The sequence below is a fragment of the Caballeronia catudaia genome (assembly GCF_001544755.2).
GTDB lineage: Bacteria > Pseudomonadota > Gammaproteobacteria > Burkholderiales > Burkholderiaceae > Caballeronia > Caballeronia catudaia.
Genome location: NZ_FCOF02000018.1, coordinates 112,138 through 132,036 on the forward strand (window position 1 = coordinate 112,138; position 19,899 = coordinate 132,036).

The window sequence follows — 19,899 nt, forward strand, 5'->3', positions numbered from 1 at the left end:
CGATGGCTTTCATCGCATTGAGGCAGTTGCTGGATCACGCGGCGGAGCACCAGTACGGCGTGCCCGCGTTCAACGTCAACAACATGGAGCAGGTCCACGCGATCATGCAGGCGGCCGAGGCGACGAAGAGCCCGGTCATCCTGCAGGCGTCGGCGGGCGCGCGCAAGTATGCGGGCGAGCCGTATCTGCGGCATCTGGTGCTCGCGGCCGTCGAGGCGCATCCGGATATTCCGGTGGTGCTGCATCAGGATCACGGCGCGATCCCGTCCGTATGCCAGCAGGCGATTCGTTCCGGCTTCACGTCGGTGATGATGGACGGCTCACTCATGCCCGATCAGAAAACGCCCGCCGATTACGCCTACAACGTCGACGTGAGCCGGCGCGTCGTGGAGGCGGCCCATTCGGTCGGCGTGTCGGTGGAAGGCGAGCTCGGCTGTCTCGGTTCGCTCGAGACGGGGCTCGCAGGCCAGGAGGACGGCGTCGGCGCAGAAGGCGCGCTCAGCCACGATCGCTTGCTGACCGACCCCGACGAGGCGCGCGCGTTCGTCGAGGCGACGGGCATCGATGCGCTTGCGATCGCCATCGGCACATCGCATGGCGCGTACAAGTTCAGCCGCCAGCCGACGGGCGATATTCTCGCGATCGACCGTATCGCCGCGATTCACGCGCGCATTCCGGATACGCATCTCGTGATGCACGGGTCGTCTTCGGTGCCGCAGGAATGGCTTGCGATCATTCGAGAGCACGGCGGCGAGATTCCTGCGACTTACGGCGTGCCGGTCGACGAGATCCGGCGCGGCATAGCGAACGGCGTGAGGAAGGTGAATATCGACACGGACATACGGCTCGCGATGACCGGTGCGATGCGAAGGGCGATGGCGTCGGCGAAATCGGAGTTCGACCCGCGGCATGCGCTGAAAGCGGCGACGGCGGCGGCGCGGGACTTGTGTGCCGAGCGGTTCGAGGCGTTCGGATGCGCGGGGCATGCGGACCGCATCAGGCCGTTGGGTTTGGAGGCGATGGCGAGAAGGTATCAGTGAGGGAGCGCCGCTCGTTTTCATTCCGATGAACGTGCGGCGCTGGGTCAGGCGGGGAGGGCTTGTCTCACGTACTCTCTAAGCTGGCGATCGGCGGTCAGGAATTTCAGATCTTCCGTGAGCGCTTGTGCGACGAGCACGCGATCGAACGGGTCGCGATGCAAGTGCGGCATGCTGCGGACCGCTTTGGCATGCTTGAGTTCGACCGGGAGCACGATGAACGGCTGTCTTTGCAGTTCGTCTATCGCGCGCTCGCCGTCCGGCTCAAGCTTACCTCGAGCGGACTTGATCGACAGTTCCCAGATGCTTGCGGTGCTGATGTACACCTGCTTCGCGTCATCTATTGCTTCACGAAAGTGGGTCGGGAGCCGACGATCTTTCGACACGCGCCAGATGTAGATGTGAGTATCGAGCAGCACGCGCATCATCGGCTCTCTTGGATGGCGTTGGCTTCTTCAGGAAACAGCGGACCGTTGACCATCTGATCGATGATGTCATCGGGCAAGGGTTTAAAGGCTTCGTCTTCGAACGCGCTTTCGTCTTCCGGATCGATCACGATAATCGAGCCGGTAGCTTCTGGATTGTCGTTATCGAAGTTCCCGACTGACCTTACCTTCAGCAGCAGCACCGGCCGCTCACCACCGATGGCAACGTCTTTCCCCTGCGCCACCATTTCGAGAATCTTCGGCAAATCCCTCTGCGCCTCTTCAACACTGAAAATGTACATAAACCCTCCGGATAACTAAGAAGAAATCCGATGCTATCCGACTCCAATCACGCCGCCAATATGCCGAATGGCCAATCCAAACAATTGGGAGCTATCTCATGCCCACCGAATCCCCGACCGCAGAGCTCGGCGCGGCAGCATCGGATTTCACGCTGCCAAGTCGCGGAAGAATGGGAACTGCCGTTCCCGTACCTGCACGATGCAATCCAGGAAATCGCCCGAGCCTACGGCGCGGTCTGCACGCCGGAATGCTTCGGCTTCGACCGGGATTTACGATTGCGCCGATCAAATGGAAGCCTTAGCTCTTCTTCTTCGTGCTTCCGGGCGCATGCCACGCCATCAGATCCTCTTCCGGCCGATCGACCGCGCAGCCCCAATCGAGCGGCTGATCCTGATCGAAGCGCTTGCCCAGTTGCCATGCGATTTCCGCGCGCGCAAGTTGCACGCCGAGGTAAAACGCATGGCCGCCATCATGCTCGACCTTGAGTTCGGGATACAGCGCGAACGGATCGATCGCAACATGATGCCCGTCGCGGTTATAGACATGGATTCCATCTGCGGAGACCTGCACACGATAGTTAGGATCACGAACCGCAGCCGCAAACGCGTCGATCTCCTCGGCATCGTAAGGAAACGGACGCTTCGCATGCAGCGCGGACAAATCGCCGGAAATGCCTTTGGGCAGCGTCTGTGTCTCGCGCGCGGCATGCATCACGCGCCGCGCGACATCGGCTTCACGCACGGCGCGCCGCGCGTGCAGACTCACCGAAGTCGTCAGCACCGCCGCCACGCGCAGTTCGGCCGCCATGCCAAAGAGCACCGCATTGATGCCGCTCGTATCCGCCTCGGTGAGCTCGGTCACGTTGCCGACACCCATCATGATCGGCACATCGGGATAGCGCTCGCGCAAGGACACGTAGCGCGCGATGGACACCGCGAGACCGAACGGAATCGGATCGAGAATGGGATCGGCGAGAAAGGGACGGCCGCGTTTCATCATCGCGTCGATGGCGGCATCGAGCGAGGCGGCGTCGGCGGGTTCGCGTGGCACGAGAATCGGCGTCGAATCGAATTCATCAGCAATCCATAGCGTGTCGATGTTGAGACTCATCACGTAGTCCGCACCCGCGCGGCCGCCGCGCACGAGCTCTTCATCGCGCATCGAATCGACGCTCACGCGATAGCCCTGTTCTTTCAGCATCGCCACCGCGTCCTCCAGATGCGGAAACGCGGTTTCCGGCAGACAGCCGATGTCGATCACATCCGCGCCCTGCCGCTTGTATTCGCGCGCGCGCGCCGCGATGCCATCGAGATCGAGGCGCGGCGCATCGACGATTTCCGCGAAAATTTCCGTCTCGTAGCGCGACAAATCGACATGACGCGCCTCGCGCCCGAAAAACTGCGGCAAGTCCTTCACTTCCTCCGGACCGCGCTCGACCTTCACACCGTAGTGCGCGGTGAGGGCGTCGAGATCGCCACGGCATCGGCCGGGCAGGATCATGCGGCTCGTGCCTTCGGTCAATGGCGCCGCGACGCGTCGACGGATCATGTCGGCGGTCATCAGCCCCGCGACCTGAAGACCGATCTCGCGGACCTCCCACGTAAAGGGCGTACCCGTTGCGGCGGGCGCGATGCTTTCGAGCACTTGCTGAAGACTCAACTGAGCAAGCCGTCCGGTCAGGAAGACGATGTGTTCCATGCGAGCTTCAGGTCCGACAGGCGTTGATCGAGCGCGGCTTTGAGATCGTCGAGCGAGCGGGCCACCGTGGTATGCGCGAAGCGCGCGAGCCGCTCGACGTTCTCGAACTCGATCGCGCGCGGCCTCACTTCGACCCATTCATGCGGGGCCTGCGTGATGACGGAGGGCGCGGTATCGCATGCGAACACGATGCCCGGCACGCATTGCTTGCCGGCTTGCGCATAGAGGTTGGTGGGCAGGGTATCGGAGATGCCGAACGCGCATTTGGCGACGGTATTGCTCGTCGCGGGCGCGATCACGACGGTGTGATACTCGCCGTTATAAATCATGCCGACGGGCACGCTGCTCGCGCTGTTGTCGCGAAACACCTTGAAGTGCTGGCGCAGCTTCGCGATCGTCCAGCCATAGAGCGGCAGCACTTCCTCGCCGGCGGCGGACAGGAACAGATCGACGCCGGGCAGACGCAACGCGAGATCGATCGACTCTTCGATCATATGACCGGAGCCGCTCACGCACCACGCGAAGCGCGCGTCGGGCTTGAACTCGTCGAGCCGGCGGGCGGGCGTGGGTTGCGTCATGCGTCGGAGGGTGCGTTGTCGGCTGCGGGCGTGTCGTGCGACAGCCGGATATGCAGACGATGCATCTTCCGGTACAGCGTATTGCGGCTGATGCCGAGCACTTTCGCGACATTGCTCACGTTCCAGCGATGCTCGTCGAGCAATTGCAGGACCGTCTCACGCTCTTTGACCTGGATCGCATTCAGCGCGGACGTGTCGGCATCGCCGGCGAGATGCGGCGGCTGCATCGTCGCGGCGGGCGCGCGCACCGCGGCCTGCGTCGCCGGCGTGACGCCGTTCACGATCTCCGCCGGTAGATGTGCGCAGCGGATCTCGGGACCATCGCACAGCGCGATCGCCATCTGCAAGACGTGACGTAACTGACGGATGTTGCCCGGCCACGGATACGACAGCAGCGCCTGGCGCGCTTCGGCGGAAAGCGCGGGTGGCTCGTCGGATTCCGTTTCGAGAATATGGCCGATGAGCGCGAGCGCATCGGCGCGTTCACGCAGCGGCGGCAGATTGATCTCGATGCCGTTCAGCCGGTAGTACAAATCCTCGCGGAACATGCCGGTCTGCACGAACTCGGCGAGATTCCGGTGGCTCGCGCTGATCAGCTGAAAGTCCACCTTCACAGTGGTTTCCGCGCCGAGCGGCGTGACTTCGTGCTCTTCGAGCACGCGCAAGAGACGCGCTTGCAACGCGAGCGGCATGTCGCCGATTTCATCGAGAAACAGCGTGCCGCCATTGGCCTGCACGATCTTTCCGCGCCGGCCTTCACGCTGCGCGCCGGTAAACGCCCCCGCGCGATAGCCGAACAATTCGCTTTCGATTAGATTCTCCGGTAGCGATGCGCAGTTCACCGCGACGAACGCACCGCCTCCATTCGGGCTGATGCTGTGCAGCGCATTGGCGAAGACTTCCTTGCCGGTGCCCGTCTGACCGCGCAGGATGATCGGGATCTTGCGCTGGATCACGCGCGCGGCGAGCTGAATCTGCGAGGCCATGCGCGGATCGCCGAACTCCAGATGCGAGAGTTTGTCGAGCCGTCCGGCGCTTGCCGGCTCGCGCGTGTCCTTGCGCGCCGCGGGCTTAGAGCGGGCGCTCGCGGGATCGTTCATCAGGATGCGCGTCGTGCCGCTCGCGCCTTCGCGCGGCGTCTGCGCGGTGAGGAAGAAGCGGCTGTTCGCCTTTGCGCTATAGACGGTCACCGGATGAAACGAGCCGCGGATGCTGCGCGCGATCATGTCTTCGAGCGTCGCATTGAACGCTTCCTCGATGCGCTTGCCGCAGAGCTCGGCGGGCGAGCGCAGATCGAGCTGAAAGAGCGCGCTGCGGCTAGCGGCGAGCACGACGCCTTCGTCGCTGACCGCGAGCTTGCCCGCGTGCAGCGTGCCGACGAATTCGGGCCGGCTGTGAAAGTGGATCATGTTCGCGTGACGATAGCGCGCATCGATCAGCCGGTTTTCGATCATCTGCCGCGACATGCCCACGAGCACGAGCGAATGCTGTTGCAGGAGCTTCGAGCGGCTCGTCACGTCGAGTACGCCGACGACGCTGCCGCGTTCATCGAAGATCGGCGCGGCCGAGCAGGTGAGCGACGTATAGCGCGGATAGAAATGCTCGTGCTGGCATACGGCGATGCATTCGCGTTCGATGAGGCACGTGCCCATACCGTTGGTGCCGGCTTCGCGCTCGCTCCACATTGCGCCGACGCGCAGGCCATCTGCCGCGACTGCTTCGCCGAACGGCACCGACGACACCTGATGCACGATGACGCCGTCCGCATCGACGAGCACGACGGCGAGTTCGGGATCGGCGAGCTGCTGATACAGCGTGGTCATTTCGAGCTTCGAACACGCGATGAGATCGGTCGCGGCTTCGCGGCGCTCGGTCAATTCGTACTGCGTCAACACGGGCGGCATCACGAAGCGCGCGGGATCGAGCCGGAACTCGGTGAGGCAGCGCAGCCACGATTGCGCGACCGAATCGCTGGCGCGCCGTGCGGCCAGCGGATTATTGACGATGTTCAGCACTTCCCGGACATGCGTGTCTACGTCACCAAGCGACGACATGGGGGCAAGTCTCCGTTGCGCCGCAATCCGGTGCGCGGTGATATGCGCGGCCGTCCGGCGCCGAATCTGTTGTGTTTGACGTTGGCGCTGCGGCTTTGTCTGCCGGATTTGCTGTTCGCGTGTTCTGCTCGCAGGCGCGCCTCGTGGCCGGTTAGTCGGGTGATGTGCTGTCCGTTTGCTGTCAGGGACCCGATCCGGCCCGGTTCTCAAAAACTTTACATGCTATGACGCATCGGTTCAATAAGGAGTCGCATATAGGAGCATGAACGCGCCCGTTTTTTGCTTGCTGCTTGCGGATACATTCGGCGACGCGCGCCGGTGTTTCCTTCTTCCTCGACAGGGGCCGCTTATTGCGGCGATGACCATATGGGCCGATCCGAACCGATCCGCGATGCAGTTCATGTTGCGCCGCAACCTTCCGTCGATGGGGGCGGTGTGATGGACATCGTGTATATCGAGGGGCTGACGGGGCAGACCGTTATCGGCATTGATTCTTCAGAGCTGCATGATGCGCAGCCGGTGCGATTGGATCTGGCTATCGGCGTGCCGTCGATACGCGCCTGCGTGACGGATCGCATCGAGGATACGGTGAATTATGCGGCGGTGCGGGAGGCGATTCTGGGTCTTTTCGCTTCGCACGGTTTGCAGTTGCTGGAGGCGCTTGCTGAGCGCATCGCGCAGATGGTCATCGCGGATTTTGGCGCGCATTGGGTTAGGGTTTCGCTTGCCAAGCCTGCCAAGTTCGATGATGTCGAAGGGGTGGGGGTCGTGATCGAGCGACGACGGCGCGGGGATGTTCAAGGGGGAGTGGTCCCGTTTAGCCTTGCTTCTATGGGGCGGGGGTTTGTGCCGGGGTGATTTGTTTCTGATTCGTCGGATTTCACGAAAGCGAAAGCAAAAAAACCAAAAACCAAAACCCCATCACTTCGCTGCGGCAGCAGCACCCTTCACCACTCCACACGCCTTAAACGCGTCCTTCTGCAAATCCCTGAACTTCCTGGTTTGAGCCTTAGCCCGATCGACCCGAAACTCAGCGCCACCTTCCCCACCCAGCGTAGCGTATTTAGAAAACGTCGATTGCTCGACAAAATCATCATAAGGAAGCACTTTCGCGATCTTGTCGATCGCACACGAGCACTTGTACACGTTGGCGAAATCGTGGCCGTTATCGTCCATGCAGCCGAGGACATATTCCACGCGCCCTGCGGTCGGATAGTCATGCGTCTTCGCGGCCGCGGCACCGCCACCCGTCGCGCCAACCGAAAGCGATGAGAACAGCGAAAGGCAGGCGAACACCGTCAACGCGCGGCAACGTGGGATCATGCGATGAGCCTCGTAGTTTTAATGAAAGCCTGAACAGGCCGGCACGCAAAAAAACCGCACCGGCCACAAGCAAAAGAATCAGCTCGGCGAGAACGGATGCGTCATCGTTCCCTTCTTCGATACTACCTCCTTCGCCGACGGCTCGCCCGACACCGCGCGCTGGATCGATTCCTTCGTCGCCTGATAGTTGAAGTCGTGGATCTTCTGATCGTCGCTGGCGTCCCAGTGGATGAACACGCCCACGCAAATGAAGAGATCGTCGGCTTCGTCGGCGGGGATGGTGCCGTTTTCCACGCTGTCGGCCACCGCCATCGCCACCGCGCGCTGCGCCGGGCCGAACATCTGCACGGCCTGCTTCGCGCCCTTGATCGTCACCTTGTTGAAGAGAATCGTGTTCGGCTTGGTCATCAGATTCGGTGCGACCACGGCGAGCAGCGACGTGAAGCCATCCTTGTTGTTCGTGAGCGCGTGGCAGAACGCGGTCTCTGCAGCGGAACCTCGCGGTCCGATGATCAAGTCGATGTGTGCGACCTCGTTGCCATCGCCGACGAGCGACTCTCCTACCAGGACGCGGTTGATCTTGGCCATGCTGTTCCTCCAGTGGATTTGGTTCTAGGGACTAGCGACTTGCTCTCGACTCGCGACGGTCACCTTCAAAGCCGCGCAAGGCTCGCGGTTCGCCCGGTTTCCGATGCGACCGCTCAACCGCGAACTTCCTAACATGTTCCGTGCCAATTTTTTCGCTCGCGCACGGCGCGCTTCATGCATTCGATGACGATGCCGCCCTCGCCATCAGCGCGACAAAGAGCGTCGCCACCGCAAGGTCCGCGCTCGTGCCCGGATTGATGCCGCGCGCCTTCAGCCCGGTGTCCCACGCATCGAGCGCCGCGAACTGCGCGGGACGGCCCGCCGCGCGCCAGTCCGCGCGATGCATCGCCGCGTCGCGCGTGACACTTTGCGCCACCGACGCGCCAAGCTTCCGCACAATGTGTGAGTCAGGCCAGCCGCAGAGAAACGTGAGAAACGCGTCGAGCATCGCGCGATGTTCCGTCGCCGATGAAATCGCGCCGGCCGCGTCGAGGCCCGCGCCGAAAATATCGGCGAAACCGTTCTCATATTGACGCGCGATGCTGTCGCGATCCGCCGCGAGCGACATCGCCGCGCGCAAGGTCACCGTCGGCGGTGCATGGACCGGTTGCTCGGGCGCATCGCCGAGTCCGCCCGGATTCGCGAGCGCGATCGCGCGATAGGCGAGGCGCGCATCGTCGATATCGAGGTCTGCGAGCACGCGCTGCGTCTGCGCATGCCAGCGCGACGCATCGACCGAATCGTCCGGCTCCATGCTCTCTAGCGCCGCGCACAACGGCGCCGCCAGCAGCACGATGCCGAGATTCGTATTGCAGCCGACCGCATCGAACGTGCGGCGCACGGCGTCCAGAATGCGCGCGCCCACGCGCGCGCCCGGCGTGAACAGACCCGCCGCCGCCGCGCCCGCGCTCGCGATGAATTGCGCCGACGTCATGCCGTGCCCCGCGCTCCCGATGCTCACGTTGCCCGGCTTCATCGTCTCGACATCGAGGCGGCACGCGCGCAGGAACGCCGCGCGCGCGTGCTCGCCACGGGAGACGTTAGCGTTGCCCATCGCCGCTGGCGAGCGCGAGCGCGCCTTTCGCTTGAGGCAGCTTGCGATCGAGCAGATCGTCGACGAGCAGCGTGGCGATATCGAGCGGCGTCACCGATTGCAGGCCGCGCCACGCCGCGACGCCGTTCACTTCGAGCACCACGGGCCGACCGCCTTCGGCCGGAATCAGATCGACGCCCGCGTAATCGAGCCCGAGCGCCTCGGTCGCGCGGACGGCGATATCGGCGAGCGCGGGCGTGATGTCCGACGGCTCGCAGCGTGCGCCGCGCGCGAAGTTATGAATCCAGTCCTCGCCGCCGACGCGCTTCATCGCCGCGAGCGCCTTCCCGCCGATCACGAGCACGCGCCAGTCGAAGCCGGGCTCGCCCGCATCGACATAACGCTGAAGGTACGCCACCTGGCTGAACGGTTTGAGCGAAGGCAGCTTCACGCCGGGTTTCTTCAGGCCCTTGCCCTGCGAGCCGAAGAGCGGCTTCATCACGACCTGACGGCCCGCCGCCGCCTCGCGCATCAGCACGCGCTGCGCGTACGCGGCGGATTCGCCCGCCCACGTCGCGGGCGTCGGCACGCCGTAGCGGTTGAGCAGAAAGCTCGTCATGGATTTGTCGACGCTGCGCTCGATCGCGCGCGCATCGTTATAGACGGGCACGCCGCATTCGCGCAGCGCATGCAGGATGCCGAGCCGCAACGTGACCTGCTCGAACGTGCCGCCCGCGATGCCGCGCACGAAAACCGCGTCGGGCAGCGTGTGCCCGAAGCCGGGAATCGCGAGACCATGAGGCGGCCAGGTCGTGTCGATGCGGCAATCCGCGAGATCGACGCAACGCGCCTCCACGCCCCGCGCGCGGAACGCTTTTTTCAGGCGGCCGGTGTGCCACCCGGTTTCGTCGGTCATGATGGCCACGCGTAACGTCGGCGGATTCATGTCGCGCTCCATTGCGCTTCGAGCAGCGCGCGATCGACCTTGCCGCCGTGATAGGTCGCGCCGCTTTCCAGGCTCGATATCCAGACCTCGGCGGGCGCGAAAAGCGCCGGATCGATCTGATAGAAGTCGTAGTTGAACGACGTGAAAATGTCGGCGAACGGCCGTCCGTAATCGCGCGCGTTCGATGAAGGCAGTTCCGCCGCAAGCCGCTTCGCGACCGCATCGCTTCTGACTGTCAGATGCACGCGGCCGCCGTAGAGAATCGCGTCGTTGGTGCGGCCCATCGCCTGGATGCCGTCGGGCGCGGGCGGCGGCAAGGGCGCGCTGCCGCTGCCTTCGACGATCTCGCTCAAGCTCACGCCCAGCACGTGCGTCTTGTGAAGCGCGACTTCCACGACACGCGCAACGACCTGCACCGTGCCCGCGACAGAATGTGTCGGCGTCACGGCGATCACGAGCTGCTCCGGCGCGAGGCCGCAATCCTTGAGCACCTTGTCGATGACGACCTGCGGCGGCAGCCGATCCACTTCCATCACGAGCGCGCCGCGATCATGACGGTCGCGATAGCCGAGCTCGTCGAAAAGCGGTTCCTTGCATGCGAGCGCGCGCGCCGGGCCCGAGCCGAGCGAGAAGAACTTCTTGCCGCCGGTCTGTTCTTTGGTCGCGGAAAGACTCCAGCCCGCGTACTGGCTCGCGAGACATGCGACGACCGGATGGCTCGTGTGCACTTCGATGAAGCTGGGCCAGAGCGGTGCGTGATCGAATGCGACGCGCCGCGCGACGCGCCCGAGCCCGCCCATGCAGATGCGCGCGATCAGAATGCCCGTGTCGACGCTGCCTTTGGCGCTCACGCCCGCATCGACGATGACGGTGCCGCCATCGGTGCGCGTGATGTCGACGCTGAACCGCGCGGCGTCGTCGATGAGACGCGTGACGAGCCGCTCGCTCGATGCGTTGACGCTGATATGCGAAGAAGTCATGAGTCAGGCCGTATTGATGCGTTGCAGAAGACGCGCGTGCTCGCGATCGAGCGCGCCGCGCAAGTCGGGAAACGAAGATGCCGTCGTGGTCATCGTGCAGACCGGCTGGCCCGCTTCGATGCGCGCGCCGACGAGCGGCACGTCGTGGCACGCGGGATCGGCGAAGCAGGCATCGCTGAACGCGCGCGACGCGGTGAAGCCAGCGGGCGCGAACACGACGCGCTGCCCGGCGTAAAGCGGCGGCGCGTGCATGACCGTGTCGGGTGCATGCGGCAGCTCGCCGTGCAGACACGCGTCGAGATGCGCGCCGATCAGTCCGCGCGGCCACGCATCGGGCCAGGCGGCTTCGTAGAGCGCCATCGTCGAAGAGGGACGCGTGTTGATTTCGAGCACGCTGAAGGTGTCGCCGTCGAGCAGAAAGTCGATGCTATTGAGACCCGTGAGATCCGTTTGCCAGACGATCCGCTGAATGGCCTCGACGATGCGCCCGGCGATCCGCTGCGGCAGTTGCACCGGCCCGAGCGAGCCCGCGTGCACGAAGGGCAGCCGTCCGGCTTCGACTGTCAGTTGCTCCGCGAAACCGATCACCGCCGCTTCGCGATGCGCGGCGACGAAGAGCGCGGACATCGAGCGGCCTTTCGCGAGCCGCTGAAAATACGCGCCTTCGGGCATGCGCTCGACATCGCCGGCCCATTGGATGTGCGTGCCGCCGCAGCCGTCGGAGCGCTTCACGAGCCAGCCTTCGCGCGCGGCGGGCGGGGCATGACGCACTTCGGGACGCGCGATATTCGCCTGATCGAGCAGCGCGAAGAAACGCCGCGGATCGCGCACCGCCGCCGCCTGCGCGCCATTGCCGATGAAGCGCGGCATGCGCGGCGCGCGAGAGAGCTCGTCCGCGAGCGGTTCGAGCCCGCTTGTCACGATGAGGCCGAGCATGCGCGGCAGGCGCGCGGCATGTTCGAGCGCATCGAAAAGACGCGCGCGATCAATCGAAAGCCCTTGTCCGCCTGCGGCGCCGATATCGAACCACATGCCCGCGTGCTCGCGCGTGTCGCGGTCGCCGAAGATATCCAGCGCGACGACGTTCAACCCAGCGCGCGCCGCCGACTGCGCGACGAGGCGCGCCGACAGTCCCGCGACGGCCACGCGCGGCGCCCGCGTCATCATGAGCTTTGTCCCGCGACGATCGCGCGCGCTTCGTCGAATGCTTCGGGAAAGCCGAGATAGACGGGCTTGCCGCCGGTGCGCATGCGCAGAAAAAGCCGGTGCTCGGCCTGATACTTCACGTTGCCGATCGCGAGCGCGCCGATGCCGACCGCGTCGGACCGCGCCGCGCCCGCGAGCGGCTTGCCGTCGTCCATCACGTTGACGCCGGCGATGCCTTCGGGCGGCACGGCGTTGACGTCGGCGGCGATCAGGAGGTTTTTCGCGTGCGCGAGATCGGCGGTCGTCATCACCTGCACGCCGGCCACGGCCGTCGCGAACACGACTTCGGCGCGCGCGAGCTCGCGATGCAACTGATCGGGCGTGCCGGTCGCGACGCCCGAGGTCGCGATATCGAAGCGCCGGTTGATTTCGTCGCTGACCTGCGTCGCCCGCGACTGGCTCGAATGGCTCGCGACGGCGACATCCGCGCCGAGCGATGCGGCCATTGCCGCGGCGACGCGCCCGACCGCGCCCGTGCCGCCGAGAATGAGCACGCGCTTGCCGCCGAGATCGACGGAATGCGCGGCTTTCAGGTGCTTTTCCGCGAGCGCGACAAGCGCGGCGGCGGTCGTGTAGGCGCCGCTCGGATCGGCGAACACGGAGACTTCGAAGGGCGGGACCATCGCGTTGCGCGCCTTTTCGAGCATGTCGGCCGCGAGCATCACGTCGCGTCCGCCGATGAAGATGCCCGTGCGCGACACGCCTTTCGGCCCGCGCGAGAAGATCGCATCCTGCGTGAGCTGCACGACGCTGTTCTCGTCGACGTTGCAATACGGCACGAGGATCTGATAGCCGGCATCGGCGGCCATGTTCACATCGAACGGGCTCATTTGCGGCGTCGCGGTGAACATGTGCAGGACGTAGGGTCGTTCGGTGGCTTCGGGCATGGGCTGGACTCGCTTGTCGTGTGGATGTCGTGTCGGTTTGCGAATGCGTGGCTCAGGCGGCGTTCGCGCCGTGGTGACGCCGGTCCGCTGCGCGCCACGTCGCGCCTCGATTGCGGCCCGAGGCGATGGTGAAAGTGAGCGGCGCGCCCTGCGATACGCGCTCGGCGGTGGCGCGCGCGCGTTCGGCGTCCTGCGCGCTCGCGACGAACGCGAAGCCGACCGGCCCCCACGAGGTTTGCCCGATGCCCGCTTTCTGCTCGGCCGCGACGGCTTCGAGCGCGCGCGCGACGGCGGGGCTCGCGAACACGCCGCCTTGCACGGGCGCGAAGTATTCGCCGATGGTTTGCTGGAGATCGCAGATGGCGTCGGCGAAGGGCTCGAAGTCGTGTTCCGCGACGGCGGGCAGAATGCGCATCAGCACGAGATGCGACAGATGCGCGGCGAGCGTGGCCGGAAAGGGCGCGAGCGATGCGAGGCCGCGTTTTTCTTCGTCGCCGTGCAGGCCTTCGCGCGAGGTGTCGTCGATGAGCAGGACGCGCCATGCTTCCGGGAACGGCTGACGTGCGATGAGCGGCGGAATGTTCGTCTTTGCGGCGCTGCGGCCGCCATCGACGATCAGGCCGCCGTGATCGAAGCCATGTATGCCGATGCCGGAGCGCGCACCGCGTGCGAGGATTCTTGCGATGTCGGCGGTGCTTGCCTCGTGGCCTTTGACGCGGGCGAATGCTGTGCCGATTGCCAGGGCGAGTTGTGTGCCGGAGCCGAGGCCTGTGTGCGCGCGGGGCGTTTCGTGTACCTCGATGTCGATCGTCGGGCCTTCTTCGTTGCCTAGTTGTTTCAGGTATTGTGCGATGCGTTCGCGCTGGGCGTCGCTCGATACGCCTTCAATGCGGGCGTGGTTCTGGCGTGCCGCGGGCGCCTGGCGCGCAGTGACCCGCGTGGCGTGCGCGTCGATGGCGAGTCCCACGCTGCCGAAGATGCGGCCCAGCGAGCCGTTCGGATCGATAAAGCCAAGATGCAAGCGCGCAGGAGATTCGACGGTGATCGCCGTGGGCGGGGTCAAGCGTCCGGGGGATGGCATCGAGGGTTGCTTCCTTTCAAGGCTGAATTTTTTGGGCTTTTGGGGTTAGGCAAATCCTGTACCAATTCGGCTTTTTTTTCGCGGGATCCCGGTTTCGTGTTGGTCTATTAGCGTTGCCCCTGTGCGGGGCGGCACCTACTTTCTTTGCTCGGGACCAGAGTAAGCGCTAAAGCGCCAACTCTGGTCGACGCAAAGAAAGTAGGCAAAGAAAGCAGCTATCCCCAGCCTAAGCACTTCATGCCGGCCGCGGCACAGGCGATTGGTTGAATGGCCCCCAGAGTAGCGAGTGTTCTCTTAGGTCTAATCGGGCGTGGACCGCGCACGGTCTGCCGCCCGATAGCTCTTAGCGCGCTGGTTCAGCACGAAATAGCTTCGGCACAGCGCTACGCGCTGCCGCGGGTCTGCAAGGGAAACCAACGCACGACACATGCATCGAGAAAGAGGCGTGGCCGACAGGTGCGCGCCGACCCGCTTGACCGGTCGGCCGCGAAGCGGGCCGGAGCTTGCAAGGGCTGCGCCAGTTCGTTATGCGGCGCGACGAGTCAGACCGTGCGCGATCCAAGCCCGGTGAGTTTTGTGGGGGCACTCGCTACTCTGGGGGCCATTAGGTCAATCGCCTGTGCCGCGGCCGGCATGAAGCACTTTGGATGGGGAAAGCTGCTTTCTTTGGTGACTTTCTTTGCAGCAGCAAAGAAAGTTACCCCCGCCCCGGGGAGGGGCAGTGCTAATAGACCGACGCGAATACGGGATTTAACGAAAACCCCGCGCTAGCCACCCACCACTTCAAGCATCGTCATACTTGATATACCGAAACCGCTGATCATCCGAGGGTGTGCCATCGAGCGGTCCATCTTCCTTCCCAGGCTGCCACTGGATAACCTCTTCGATCTTCGAAGCCAGAGCAAAATCCTTATCCGTAATCCCCTTCGCAGAATGCGTCTTGAGTTTCACCACAACGAACGCATAAGAAACCGTCAAATCCGGATGATGCCAGGCCGCCTCGGCCAGATGCCCCACCGTATTGACCACCATAAGGGTGCCTTTCCAGCTCTCTGTCTTGAACTTGCGCCTGAGCCATCCATCCTCGATATACCAGTGCTTGAGCGCGCCGGTCAGACGTTGCTTGATTTCGTCGTCGGAATAAACCTTCTCAGTCTGAGCCATGACGAGGTCTCCAATAAAAAATCCATAAGCCAAAGTAGTATGCGCCGCTTTGCGAAGGGCAAAACATCAAAGAACATGCTGCGACGCGTCATGTCACGGGCGCCGCTTCGCGTATTTGACACAGTATGTGTCGCACCCGACGAAAACCTGTCCACTAACGACAGCTTCGCGCGTCGAACTAACGTTCTAAAGCAGCAAACATGAAACCGGCATGGAATATGCAATTGGCCTCTCTACGCAAGCGTCCGGCTATGTACCGCACGAAGCGCAACTCGTTACCTGCATTTGAAGGCGCGCACGATGCAATCCGGTAGCGTGGTCATCCCTGGGTCGGAGGCATCACCATTCTGGAGGAGACATGAACTTACGCACCCTGGTTCTTGGACTGGCGGTGGCAGCGACGGCAGGCCTGAATTCTTATGTCGCTCAGGCCGACTCGCAGCTCGACAGCCTGATCAAGAATCCCTCGAACTGGGCGGCGCAAGCGGGCGATTATTCGAATCACCGCTATAGCACGCTCAAGCAAATCAATGAAAACAACGTCGGCAAGCTACAGGTTGCCTGGACCATGTCGACAGGTGTGCTGCGCGGCCATGAAGGATCGCCGCTCGTCCTCGGCGACACGATGTACATCCACTCGCCATTTCCCAACAAGGTTATCGCCATCAACCTGAAGGATCAGACCTTCATCTGGCAATACCAGCCGAAGCAGGACAATCAGGTCATCTCGGTGATGTGCTGCGATACGGTCAACCGTGGTCTCGCCTATGGCGACGGCAAGATCTTCCTCCAGCAAGCCGATACCAAGCTCGTCGCACTCGATGCGAAAACCGGTGACGTCGTATGGAGCGTGCAGAACGGCGATCCGAAGAAAGGCGAAACCAATACCAATGCGCCGCACGTTTTCGGCGACAAGGTGCTGACCGGCATCTCCGGCGGTGAGTTCGGCGTGCGCGGGCGTCTCGTCGCATACAACATCAAGGACGGCAAGGAAGTCTGGAAGGCCTATAGCGTCGGGCCCGACAACGAAATGCTGTTCGACCCGCAAACGACGATGACCTGGGCAGACGGCAAGATGGTGCCGGTCGGCGCGGACTCGTCGGTGAAGAGCTGGCAGGGCGATCAGTGGAAATACGGCGGCGGCACCACATGGGGCTGGTACGCATGGGATCCAAAGCTCAACCTTGTGTACTACGGCTCGGGCAATCCGGGCACGTGGAACCCGACTCAGCGCCCCGGCGATAACAAATGGTCGATGACCATCTTCGCCCGCGATCTGAATACGGGCAAGGCGAAGTGGGTCTATCAGATGACGCCTCACGACGAGTGGGACTATGACGGCGTCAACGAGATGATCCTCTCGGACCTGAACATCGGCGGCAAGAAGGTGCCCGCGATCGTTCACTTCGACCGCAACGGCTTCGGCTATACGTTGAATCGCGAATCCGGTGAACTGCTCGTCGCGCAGAAGTTCGACCCGGCAGTGAACTGGGCCGATAGCGTCGATCTGAAGAGCGGCCTGCCGATTCGCAACGCGAGTTATTCGACGCAAAAGGCCGGTCCCGATCACAACGTGAAGAACATCTGCCCGGCGGCGCTCGGCTCGAAGGATCAGCAGCCGGCCGCATTCGATCCGAACTCCAGCTTGTTCCTCGTGCCGACGAATCACGTCTGCATGGACTACGAGCCGTTCCAGGTCGATTACGTGGCGGGTCAGCCGTTCGTCGGCGCGACGCTTTCGATGTATCCGGGCCCGAACGAGAAGGGCGCGATGGGTAACTTCATTGCGTGGGACGCCGCGAAGGGCAAGATCGTGTGGTCCAAGCCGGAGAAGTTCTCGGTGTGGTCCGGCGCGCTCGCAACGGCCGGCGGCATCGTGTTCTACGGCACGCTCGAAGGCTATATCAAGGCAGTGCGCATCAAGGACGGCAAGGAGCTGTGGAAGTTCAAGACGCCGTCCGGGATCATCGGCAACGTGTTCACGTATCAGTACCAGGGCAAGCAGTATGTCGGCGTGTATTCGGGCATCGGCGGCTGGGCCGGCATCGGCATGGCGGCGGGCCTCGAAAAGTCGACGGAAGGCCTCGGCGCGGTCGGCGGCTACAAGGACCTCGCGAAGTACACGGCGCTCGGCGGCACGCTCTTCGTGTTCGCAGTTCCGGGCGGTTGATCTCCAGTCGATGTGATGTGCTTTGGCTGATCGAAGTAAAGCGCGGCGGCTGCAACGGCCGCCGCGCGAAACACCCCATATACAAGACATGTTCAAGGAGTCAGACGTATGAAAGGCCGATCACTCTTGCTGCTGACGATGACGCTCGCTGTGTCGTCCGCTTCGTTTGCCCAGACGCCGCCGAGCACTGGACAGATGAAGCCGGTCGCGTACAAGGTCGTCGATGGCAACAAGGTCGACAGCGACACACTGCAGGGCTGGAAGACCTGGCGCGCGCTGGCGTGCGAACGCTGTCACGGGGCGAAGCAGGAAGGTATGGTCGGCCCGTCGCTGATCGATGCTTTCAAGTCGCTGGACAAGAACGAGTTTCATCGCACGGTATTCGGCGGACGGGTGGACAAGGGCATGCCCGATTTCAGTTCCAGCCAGATGATGCAGAAGAACTGGGAGAACCTCTATGCGTATCTGAAGGGGCGCTCCGACGGCAAGATCAATCCGGGCGACCTGCAGGCAATCGATGCAAAATAAGGACGCGTGACGTACCGACGTCTGATGATTGCTCTCATTCCCGGAGGTGTCGATGTCTGATCGTAATGCAAGCCGCGCCGCTTCGTTCCGCGCTTCGTTCCGATTCGTAGCTGCACTCTGCGCGGCATTCGCGGCGTTCATGGCGCAACCGGTCTTCGCGCAACAGAGTGCGAGCGCACCGCCGCCCAATCTGCCGAACAACGATGGCGCAGACGGCGTGCTGCGCGTGTGCGCCGACCCGAACAACATGCCGCTCTCGAACAAGAAGGGCGAGGGTTACGAGAACAAGATCGCGAGTCAGATGGCGAGCGACTTCGGCTATAAGCTCGAATACACGTATTGGCCGCAACGCATGGGTTTCGTGCGCAATACATTGCGCGAGAAGGTGCCGCAGAGCGAGCGCTTCAAGTGCGATCTGATCATCGGCGTGCCGAAGGGCTATGAGCTGACCGCGACCACGCGTCCGTATCTGCATTCCACCTACGCGATGGTGTTTCCGAACAAGCCCGAGTACGCGAGCATCAAGTCTCCATCGGACCTCATGAGTCTTCCGCCCGATCAGCTCAAGAAGATGAAGCTCGGCATCTTCGTCAAGAGCCCCGCGGTCGACTGGCTGCTCAGTCATAACCTGATCGATCAGGCGGTGTCGTATCAGGGGCAGACGGGCGACCCCGACGCTTTTCCAGGCGAGATGATCGAGCGTGATCTGGCGCAGGGCAATGTCGATGCGGCGTTCGTATGGGGGCCGATCGCGGGCTATTTCGCCAATCGTTCCGATAACAAGGTGCGTCTCGTGGCGTTCCCCGCGGGGCAGCCGATTCGCTTCGACTATGAGATATCAATGGGCGTGCGTTATGGCGAAAAGGCCTGGCGAGACAAGGTCGATAACTGGATAGCGTCGAATCAGCCGAAGATCGACCAGATCCTGACGAGCTATCAGGTTCCCTTGCTGCCGCTGCAGCCGGTAGCCGCGCAATGAAGCGAACATACGCGGGTTCGCTTCGCGCATGTTTTCTGGCGTGCGCCATGCTGATGGCGTCGGTTGGCGTCAGCGCCGCGGATGCGCCTTCCGCTTCTGCGCCGGGCGCCGATATCAAGCCAGCCGAGCGGCTGCTTTTCATGCAGTCGCATATGGATGGCGTCGAGCCGCAGACCGAGCTGGATTATGCGGTGGACTATTCCGGGCCGCCGTCGAAGGTCAACGATACCTTGCGCGTGCTCGTCGTGAGTCCCGGCAACAACAAGAACGACGCGCGGGTTACGGATCGCACGGGCAATGTCAATGTGCCTGGCGGACTGCCTTGCAATCCGGTGATCATTTATTTTCTGGAGCATGACATTGCGGAGATGGAGCAGCTGACGGGCGGTCAGCGGCGCTATTTCCAGCAGCGTGTGCGGATGGCGCTGGCGGCCGGGCCGGAGATCAAGACGGTGTCGAGCGAATCGTTGGGGCTTGGGAAGCATGCGAAGGCTCAGCAGATCGTCATTCAGCCTTTTTTGAACGATCCCAATTCTGAGCGGTTTGCGAAGTACACGGGCAAGCGCTATACGTTCGTCATGGCCGATGACGTGCCGGGGCGGCTGCTCATGATTCGCACGGAAGTGCCGGGGGAGGGGAATGATTTTGCGCATCCGTTGCAGAAGGAGACGATTGCTTATCGAGGGACGCTAAAGAATTTGAATTCTCAAGGGGTTAAAGCTTCGAATGCGCCTCGGGCCAGTCGGTGATTTTTTTGTTTTTGCTTTTTGGTTGGTCCCGTATTCGTGTTGGTTTATTAGCTTCGCCCCTATGCGGGGCGGCAGTCACTTTCTTTGCTGCTGTGTATAGACCGGAGACATGGGTAACAGGTGTGTCAGGACATGGGTAACACATTTAGCTCCTTTGACTGCCACGTTTC

At 62.9% G+C, this 19,899-nt stretch carries 21 protein-coding genes; 7 read left to right on the forward strand and 14 right to left on the reverse strand.

Features of this window, described 5'->3' with window-relative positions; translation table 11 throughout:
- Positions 1-2 precede the first annotated feature (2 nt).
- Positions 3-1,040, forward strand: a complete 1,038-nt coding sequence (gene fba, locus AWB75_RS20180) for a class II fructose-bisphosphate aldolase (protein ID WP_061125845.1) — start codon at positions 3-5, stop codon at positions 1,038-1,040.
- 44 nt (positions 1,041-1,084) lie between these two features.
- Here the strand turns inward: fba and AWB75_RS20185 are convergent, their stop codons facing one another.
- The 5 genes from AWB75_RS20185 to AWB75_RS20210 all read right to left on the reverse strand — a co-directional run bounded on the left by AWB75_RS20185 (position 1,085) and on the right by AWB75_RS20210 (position 6,095).
- Entirely contained in the window at positions 1,085-1,465 is a 381-nt protein-coding gene (locus AWB75_RS20185) for a type II toxin-antitoxin system VapC family toxin (RefSeq protein WP_235012168.1), read from the reverse strand.
- Entirely contained in the window at positions 1,462-1,764 is a 303-nt protein-coding gene (locus AWB75_RS20190) for a hypothetical protein (protein ID WP_061125846.1), read from the reverse strand. Before AWB75_RS20190 ends, AWB75_RS20185 begins: the two co-directional genes overlap by 4 nt.
- Before the next feature lie 298 nt (positions 1,765-2,062).
- Entirely contained in the window at positions 2,063-3,463 is a 1,401-nt protein-coding gene (locus AWB75_RS20200; protein WP_061125847.1) for a DUF6513 domain-containing protein, read from the reverse strand.
- Positions 3,442-4,041 carry a flavoprotein gene (locus tag AWB75_RS20205; protein ID WP_061125848.1) on the reverse strand — a complete coding sequence of 200 codons (600 nt, stop codon included), beginning with the start codon at positions 4,039-4,041 and terminating at the stop codon, positions 3,442-3,444. Before AWB75_RS20205 ends, AWB75_RS20200 begins: the two co-directional genes overlap by 22 nt.
- A complete protein-coding gene (locus AWB75_RS20210; RefSeq protein ID WP_061125849.1) occupies positions 4,038-6,095 on the reverse strand; it encodes a sigma-54-dependent Fis family transcriptional regulator in 2,058 nt (685 codons plus the stop codon). Before AWB75_RS20210 ends, AWB75_RS20205 begins: the two co-directional genes overlap by 4 nt.
- Before the next feature lie 262 nt (positions 6,096-6,357).
- Between AWB75_RS20210 and AWB75_RS38135 the strand changes: the two genes are divergently transcribed.
- On the forward strand, positions 6,358-6,534 hold the full coding sequence (locus tag AWB75_RS38135) for a hypothetical protein (protein WP_200823007.1): 177 nt from the start codon (positions 6,358-6,360) through the stop codon (positions 6,532-6,534).
- Complete coding sequence (locus AWB75_RS20215) at positions 6,462-6,953, forward strand: dihydroneopterin aldolase (protein ID WP_087086695.1); 492 nt, start codon at positions 6,462-6,464, stop codon at positions 6,951-6,953. The genes AWB75_RS38135 and AWB75_RS20215 overlap by 73 nt, the downstream gene beginning before the upstream one ends.
- Positions 6,954-7,016: 63 nt before the next feature.
- On the opposite strand, the gene AWB75_RS20220 is transcribed toward AWB75_RS20215, so the two are convergent.
- The 9 genes from AWB75_RS20220 to AWB75_RS20260 all read right to left on the reverse strand — a co-directional run bounded on the left by AWB75_RS20220 (position 7,017) and on the right by AWB75_RS20260 (position 15,303).
- Positions 7,017-7,418, reverse strand: a complete 402-nt coding sequence (locus tag AWB75_RS20220) for a hypothetical protein (RefSeq protein ID WP_061125850.1) — start codon at positions 7,416-7,418, stop codon at positions 7,017-7,019.
- A 78-nt stretch (positions 7,419-7,496) separates the two neighbouring features.
- The gene (fae, locus tag AWB75_RS20225; protein ID WP_061125851.1) at positions 7,497-8,006 is read right to left on the reverse strand and encodes a formaldehyde-activating enzyme; all 510 of its coding nucleotides are present in this window, start codon (positions 8,004-8,006) and stop codon (positions 7,497-7,499) included.
- A gap of 172 nt (positions 8,007-8,178) precedes the next feature.
- Positions 8,179-9,060 (reverse strand): triphosphoribosyl-dephospho-CoA synthase, encoded by an 882-nt coding sequence (locus tag AWB75_RS20230; RefSeq protein WP_061125852.1) that lies wholly within the window; start codon positions 9,058-9,060, stop codon positions 8,179-8,181.
- Positions 9,047-9,985, reverse strand: coding sequence for an ATP-grasp domain-containing protein (locus AWB75_RS20235; protein ID WP_235012169.1), 939 nt, complete (start codon positions 9,983-9,985; stop codon positions 9,047-9,049). The genes AWB75_RS20230 and AWB75_RS20235 overlap by 14 nt, the downstream gene beginning before the upstream one ends.
- Entirely contained in the window at positions 9,982-10,965 is a 984-nt protein-coding gene (gene mch / locus AWB75_RS20240; protein ID WP_061125854.1) for a methenyltetrahydromethanopterin cyclohydrolase, read from the reverse strand. The genes AWB75_RS20235 and mch overlap by 4 nt, the downstream gene beginning before the upstream one ends.
- 3 nt (positions 10,966-10,968) lie before the next feature.
- Entirely contained in the window at positions 10,969-12,132 is a 1,164-nt protein-coding gene (locus AWB75_RS20245) for an ATP-grasp domain-containing protein (RefSeq protein ID WP_061125855.1), read from the reverse strand.
- Positions 12,129-13,058 (reverse strand): NAD(P)-dependent methylenetetrahydromethanopterin dehydrogenase, encoded by a 930-nt coding sequence (locus AWB75_RS20250; RefSeq protein WP_061125856.1) that lies wholly within the window; start codon positions 13,056-13,058, stop codon positions 12,129-12,131. The genes AWB75_RS20245 and AWB75_RS20250 overlap by 4 nt, the downstream gene beginning before the upstream one ends.
- A 52-nt stretch (positions 13,059-13,110) precedes the next feature.
- Positions 13,111-14,139 carry a beta-ribofuranosylaminobenzene 5'-phosphate synthase family protein gene (locus tag AWB75_RS20255; RefSeq protein WP_061125857.1) on the reverse strand — a complete coding sequence of 343 codons (1,029 nt, stop codon included), beginning with the start codon at positions 14,137-14,139 and terminating at the stop codon, positions 13,111-13,113.
- A gap of 783 nt (positions 14,140-14,922) precedes the next feature.
- The gene (locus AWB75_RS20260) at positions 14,923-15,303 is read right to left on the reverse strand and encodes a 4a-hydroxytetrahydrobiopterin dehydratase (protein ID WP_061125883.1); all 381 of its coding nucleotides are present in this window, start codon (positions 15,301-15,303) and stop codon (positions 14,923-14,925) included.
- Between the two features lie 358 nt (positions 15,304-15,661).
- Here AWB75_RS20260 and AWB75_RS20265 point away from each other — a divergent pair, with 358 nt between their 5' ends.
- From AWB75_RS20265 to AWB75_RS20280, 4 genes are all read left to right on the forward strand, one after another.
- Entirely contained in the window at positions 15,662-17,473 is a 1,812-nt protein-coding gene (locus AWB75_RS20265; protein WP_061125858.1) for a methanol/ethanol family PQQ-dependent dehydrogenase, read from the forward strand.
- A gap of 108 nt (positions 17,474-17,581) precedes the next feature.
- Positions 17,582-18,001, forward strand: coding sequence for a c-type cytochrome (locus AWB75_RS20270; RefSeq protein ID WP_061125859.1), 420 nt, complete (start codon positions 17,582-17,584; stop codon positions 17,999-18,001).
- Positions 18,002-18,053: 52 nt separating this feature from the next.
- Positions 18,054-18,980, forward strand: a complete 927-nt coding sequence (locus tag AWB75_RS20275; RefSeq protein ID WP_061125860.1) for a substrate-binding domain-containing protein — start codon at positions 18,054-18,056, stop codon at positions 18,978-18,980.
- Positions 18,977-19,729, forward strand: a complete 753-nt coding sequence (locus tag AWB75_RS20280) for a hypothetical protein (protein WP_061125861.1) — start codon at positions 18,977-18,979, stop codon at positions 19,727-19,729. The genes AWB75_RS20275 and AWB75_RS20280 overlap by 4 nt, the downstream gene beginning before the upstream one ends.
- Positions 19,730-19,899 lie beyond the last annotated feature (170 nt).